The organism is Streptomyces thioluteus, from assembly GCF_039535865.1.
In genome coordinates this window covers 22,982-28,981 of the sequence record NZ_BAAAXZ010000125.1, presented here as the reverse complement: position 1 = coordinate 28,981, position 6,000 = coordinate 22,982, and the positions used below count along the sequence as shown (strand labels likewise).

Here is a 6,000-nt window from a genome sequence, read left to right as displayed (position 1 = left end):
GACGCGTCGGGCTAGGAGGACGGCTGGCGAGGGGGTGCACAGAAGTGCATGGAGTCAGGCGGCATTACGAGTGTCAGGCGAGCGTGCGGGTACGGGTTGCTGGGGAGCGGCAGGGGGGCACGGGGTGTGCGGTTCGGAGCGGTGCGTGGCGGCGAGGCCGGGCACATCGTCAGACGGGGTGCGGTGGAGCAGGTGAGGGCGTCCGGAGCAGGAGAGCGGCGCGGACGTGGGGCAGGGAAATCTGTCCGTTCCGGCGCGTCGGAAAGCCTGTGTGTCGGTGTTAGCGGCGCCCCACGCCGTCACGCGAGAGGCTGAGCAGACTCGGGTGAGGCTGGTCGTTGGCAGCGGAGGTGGTGAATAAATGTTCAATCGTAAGGTGCGAGGTTCGTCAGTGGTGGAACGAAGGGATTGGTGACGCCCGGGGCTGCGGAAGTGCTGACGTCGGCCGAGTCTTAGCGGCAGGCGGCGAGTTGCGAAGGGGGTCAGTGGCTGTCACGCCGTGGGGAACGGAGGAGGCGGGGGTAAGGCGAGCGAGTGGCGTGAGTCGGCGACACGCGGGAGCATTGACATAATGTGATTCGGTTTTGCTTTGTGCGTTTTTGCCTGTGTGGGTTGTGTTGAATTTCTCTATTCTCCTTCTCCTTTTCGGTGTCCCCCCCCTTCGTCCCTTTTCTCTGGCTGCCCCCTCTTCTTCTGTCCAGCCCTACGTCCTGCACTGGTCGCGCTCGGGCGCGCGCCGCGGCTTTCTCCCTCTTCCTTCCCCTCTCCCTCGCGCGCTGTACGCCGTCGCCAGGCGGTCGCGGGCATGCCGGTGGGGTTCGCCGAGTGCGCGTCCACGGGCGCCGGTCTTCCGCTCCTGCGGCTACGTCCTGCAGGCATGCTGCTCTGGTCCGCCACGGTGGTCGGTGCCCTGGCCCGCCGCTGCGGCGACCGCTCGGTGCTGGCGCGCATACCGCCGGCACGATGGCCCTGGCTCCGCGATCATTCTACGCGGGGAGTCGGGGCGTGCCGGTATCTGGCGGACCTCACAGGGGCGCACTCCACGTCTCCTTCGGCAGGCGGTAGCCCTGGGCCTGACTCCCGTACCTCATCGGCGACGCGGTGAAGGCGGCCGCTGGGGATGGGGGCGCGTGCTGCCGGCGGCGGCCGGCAGTGGTGGAGGCGGCGGGGCTGAGGTGCGGCCGTCCCTTATCCCCTGTACGGGAGGCCCGCGCATCTACGAGCGCGGGCTCCCGGCTTGTCGGTTTCGGCCTCGTTCCTTGGAATCCACCGTCAGCGTTCAGTCAGCGGGGCAGGTCCTTGGTTCGGCATGTCTCCGCGCGCCCAGGTGGGTTCCAGGGGGAGTCAGGGGAAGCCGGGTATTCCGCCGCCGTATCTTGCCGTTGGCTGATGCGTTCGTCCCTATCCCTCGTTCGGTCGGGCCGGGAGTACAGGGCCCACTGGCAAGCGGCGGGGTAGAGATAGAGGAGAGCACGGACGCGGGGCCTCGGCGTACCTACGCGATGCATTGTCGGCGACACCAGACCGGAGGCGCTTCGGAAGGAGTGAGGTCACGGAGTCGATAGAGCGAGTTCGTTCGCGTCCTCGCCGGACAGCAGCCAGTTCGTCGTCCGAGGATCCATCATGGGGTCCAGCCGGCACACCAACAGGTCGATGTGGAGACTTGCATGTAGTCGTCCGCGGTCGTGCCGGGGGGGGATGGAGACGTTCTCGTGAGGCACGCAGGGCCATCCGCTACGGCGACGGACGCAGGCAGCTCCCGTAGAGGTCGTCCACGTGTCTGTGGAACATGGCGCCGTCGGGTCGTGGCGTGGGTGCGCATCATGGAAGGTTCCTCGGATGATCTCGATCCCGGAGGATCGCTCCGGTTTTCGGATCTGTTCGTGGCGATCTCACGAGGACTTCCCTGGAGCCGCGGTCAGGAGCGTGCGCAGGCTCGGGCTGCTCGCAGGCCTCGCGGCTCGGGGCCGTCAGAGGGCCGGTATGCGTCCTCGGAGAGGGTGACTCGAGATGAAAACCGGGCCTGGCGCGGACAATGCTCACAAAGAGAGTCCTTCCCTGGTAACTGCCCAGTCTGCCCTCGTTCCTGAGCGGGGGCCCCCGAGCCGTGTCGGACCGACCGTAATGCATAAACGTGATCAACGCAGACCCTGCTGGCGACTGCTGTCGCCGCACAACGATCGCAGCGCTCTGTTGAATCGAACCTGTCGGCTACGGCGTCCGGACCTGACCGCCACGAACCCGTAAAAGCATGAACGCCCGTCCGCCTCCGAACGAATTCGGGAACCGGCGCTGCGCCTCGACATGGTGCCCCCCAGCGTACTATTGTGCGACACAGGCCGCCTTACGCCGCCGCTCCAGCACCACCCGATCGCCCCAGACCGTACGCACCCGCCACCGAGCAGCCGAACAGCAGTACCTGCTCCCTGGTTGTCGCCCCCTACCGTCGTAGACCTGTAGCGAGGCAGCGAAGAGGATCATGGCCGATGCTTGCCCAGGTCAGGTACGGGAACAAGCCACAGATCCGCACGACCAACTTCCATCCGGCGCCTCGCGCGGGATAGATGCCGCCATTCTTCAGTGCTGGGTGAAGCAATGACCAGCCGACAACGAACAGCGCGACACCGCCCGACGCGTTTCAGGCAGGAGACTTGAAGTACCTGTCCGGCCACATTGTAGTTGAAGTAAGACCGCAGGAAGCCGAAGAACGCACCGGCGAGGATCGCCGCGCCTGCGAGGCCGCCGCGCTTGTTGGAGCGCGGGCGAAGGCGCTTCGGGCTCGCGTCACCGACGGGCGGTCCGCACGAGCGAGGAATGGCTAACGATGCAGGGAGGCCGTGTGAGAGGCCCGAGTGAGGCTGGGGAGAGGACGCGGTCATCACTATGGGACGTTCATAGATCTGCCGGACGTGCGGGATGCCGATCCGAGTTCACAGAGCGCCGCGACGTAGCTGCTTGCCGTCCTAGGAGGATCGCCATTGGAGTCCCAGGGCAGTCAGGGTGACGACGACGAAGATCGAGCCCAGGTAGGAAGACCGCGAGCGCCAGATCACGGCTGTTTGGTCGCCTGCCCGGACCCGCGCGCATGCGGGTTCTCGGTGCGACTCCGCCCGCGCCAGGGTGATCGATTCCTCTGCTGCCCATGAAGGAGAAGACGACCATGCAGCACAGGCCGGAAGGGGATCCCGGCAGGCCCGGGCCAGGTGTGTGTGGGGGGCAGGGGGGCGATCGAGGCCGTGGGTTGCGGACAGGGGATGTGGAGGTGTGTGGCCAGTCCCGCGGCCCCCGATCGATTGTCGAAGGCGCCGGGCAATCACGGCACACACGAGAAAGACCGTGCGAGCAGGGCCGGGTGCCGATGACCAGCGGAACGGCGGTCCGATGGGGCGACGGACCTGTGATGCCCGCGAAACTCAGAACCCGAACGTCGTCCTCGCCGTACGAGCTGACCGAGGACGCAGTGTGGGTCGCGGTGAGCACGCACCATGGACGATCAGCTGCCCAGGTCCCAACTTTTGGGACCGGGGGGAGGGGACCCAGCCGTTTGGGCAGGATGCCGGGACGCCTCGCCGTCGCCTCTACCGCCCGCAGGGACCACGACCCAGAAGAACCAGTAAGCCGAGCCGATCGTGAAGCCGGCGCCAGCGGCCCATGGCCCGGTGTCTCGCGTATGGCGAGAGAAGGAGCCCGAGGTCGGATGGCGGCGGCCATCTCGGCCAGGCATCCGCATCACGAGTACGCCAAATTGCGCTCCCACCAAGGGAAGGTAGGAGACCAGTGGATGCGCGGGGGCCCGTCCGCGGCAGACGATGGCCGTGGATCCCGATCCCACGAAGAGGCCGGGGGCGCCGGATCACGGGCCGCCAATGGCGATCATGGGAAAGGTGGCGGTTCTTGAGGCCTCGCGGCAAAGGGGCCCTTGAGGCCGGGGTGCTCACCACACGCCCCGGCGGGGGGAGGAGCAACGGCGGCGTCTGCGGGATCAGGGCCGACGTAGACGGCGGGGTGACGAGTGAGCGCTATTGTCATGTGTCGGCGGGGGTATCGCGGCTGCATGGACAGTTCCTTATGGTTTTCGCGGAGCAATCGGGTCACGAGTCCCCGCATTAGAACTTCATCAAGGCTTTATTTCGGAAGACCGCCGACCGAATCCATAGTCGTCTGCGTTCCACTGGGGGCCCGTAGGACCGTCGCGCCCGGTGCTGTGAGCGGCCCCGGGATCATGCACAGCGTCGGACGCATGCGCGTGTACCTCGTGGCTTCCGACCATGGCCGGTTTACCGAACAAACTCAGTCCCCCTCAACCTCGTCGGTGGCTTCAAGGCCACAGGTCACAGTGAGCCCTTCGACTGCGATCAACCCACATCGTACGACGGCCCAGACGACATAGTACCCGCCGTTCTCTGCTGCCTTGCCGCGGCGCCGCGGGAAGCCTGGACGGCCCGGGACGAGGGCAGCGCGATCAGCGGCATCGTCATCGGAGAACCGCTCCGAGCGCAACGGCGAGCAGATCGCGCGCGAGAACCAGGTGACGGGCGTCCAGCGCCGGCGCGCTCGCCCTGGAGCGAGTGCAGAGGACCGCCGCGCTGAGGGCCGCGAGCTACTACACGGACCAGCCCAACGTGATCGCCGGCGGCGACCCGATGCACTCCGAGGAGGAGGCGACAAGTTCGTCGAGAAGTCTATCGGCGCTCGCCACGCCGTACTCCGGTGAGTGAGCGGTCACGGAGCGACACACCCGCGCGCATCGAGCATGCTGAGCCGCTACGAGACCACCGGCGAGGCTCCCGCGATCGCCCGTGCCCACCACCCGCAGCAGGACTGACGCCCCTCCCCTCGAACCGGCACCCGGCCCGCCTGCATCGGCGGCGGGCCGCGCACCGCGTATCCGCTGACCACCATATCACCGGACAAGGGACAAGAGCCCCTCGATGCCCGAAGGGCGACACGATTGTCCACCCGCCTGGCCGCTCGACCACACGCCGACTTGTCTTCGCAGAGGCCGGCCCGTCCGGCGACAGAGCCCCCAGGGCAAGTTCGAGGGCGCGCCGCCTCGTCGACGGACGCCCCGCTCGCGGAGGGCGAGGCCCACGGCAATGCACCTCTTCCTCGGCTACGAGGCCGCCGGCTGAGTCCACGTCCACCTCGGCTCTTCGGCAAGTACACCCTCGGCACCGCCCCCGCGCCCCCGGCCACTGACACCGTCCGGCTGCGCCTGGCGACCGCGGACTCCTACGCCGACCTGCGCGGCCCCACCGCCTGCGCGCTGCTGACCGGACGGCGAGAAAGCAGGCGATACACGACCGGCTCGGCCCCGACCCGCATGCGCGCGGGGGAGGACCCCGAGCCCGCCTGGCGGCGGATCTCCCGCAGCAGGACCAGCGTCGCCGCCCCTGCTGATGGACCAGAAGGTGATCTCCGGCGTCGGCAACGTCTACGGGCCGAGGTCCTCTTCCGGCACGGCACGACCCCTACCGCACCGGACGACGAACTCACCGGTCCGAATGGGACGCGATCTGGGCGGATCTGGTCGCCCTCAGCGCGAGGGCGTCCGCAAACAACCGCATCGACACCGTCCGCCCCGAGCACACCCCCGAGGCCATGGGCCGCCCGCCGCGCGTGGACGACCACGGCGGCGAGGTGTACGTCTACCGTCGCGCCGGAGCGCCCTGTCACCTGTGCGGCAGCGAGATCCGCACCGCCGGCCTCGCCGCCGCAACCTCTTCTGGTGCCGGGGTGCAGCGGCATGACCGTACGGCCGGGCACACCCGGGCAGGCACCGGGCAGCGCGCGCACGGCAGTTGGCGCGCCGCCCGTGCGTCGCGCGCGGCCCCGGGCTCCTATGCGTGGCAGGCCGCCCCGGCCGTCCCTTTCGTCCCGCGATGGCCGAACGGCGGCACGGCCTGGCCGATTCCGCGGCTGTACAGGCATGCGCCCCCGCGTATATCCGATCAGGCGGACGGCTTTCGCATAGGGTTGCTCCCCAGGTGCCCTGCGGGC

At 68.3% G+C, this 6,000-nt stretch carries 2 protein-coding genes and 1 pseudogene; 2 read left to right on the top strand and 1 reads right to left on the bottom strand.

The features are described from left to right. Positions 1-1,550 precede the first annotated feature (1,550 nt). Positions 1,551-1,721 (bottom strand): hypothetical protein, encoded by a 171-nt coding sequence (locus ABD794_RS16605; protein WP_344964230.1) that lies wholly within the window; start codon positions 1,719-1,721, stop codon positions 1,551-1,553. 2,847 nt (positions 1,722-4,568) lie between these two features. Between ABD794_RS16605 and ABD794_RS16595 the strand changes: the two genes are divergently transcribed. Together ABD794_RS16595 and ABD794_RS16590 are read left to right on the top strand one after the other, a co-directional pair. Next, positions 4,569-4,718 carry a hypothetical protein gene (locus ABD794_RS16595; protein WP_344964228.1) on the top strand — a complete coding sequence of 50 codons (150 nt, stop codon included), beginning with the start codon at positions 4,569-4,571 and terminating at the stop codon, positions 4,716-4,718. A gap of 213 nt (positions 4,719-4,931) precedes the next feature. After that, a pseudogene (locus ABD794_RS16590) lies at positions 4,932-5,750 on the top strand (Fpg/Nei family DNA glycosylase). Positions 5,751-6,000 lie beyond the last annotated feature (250 nt).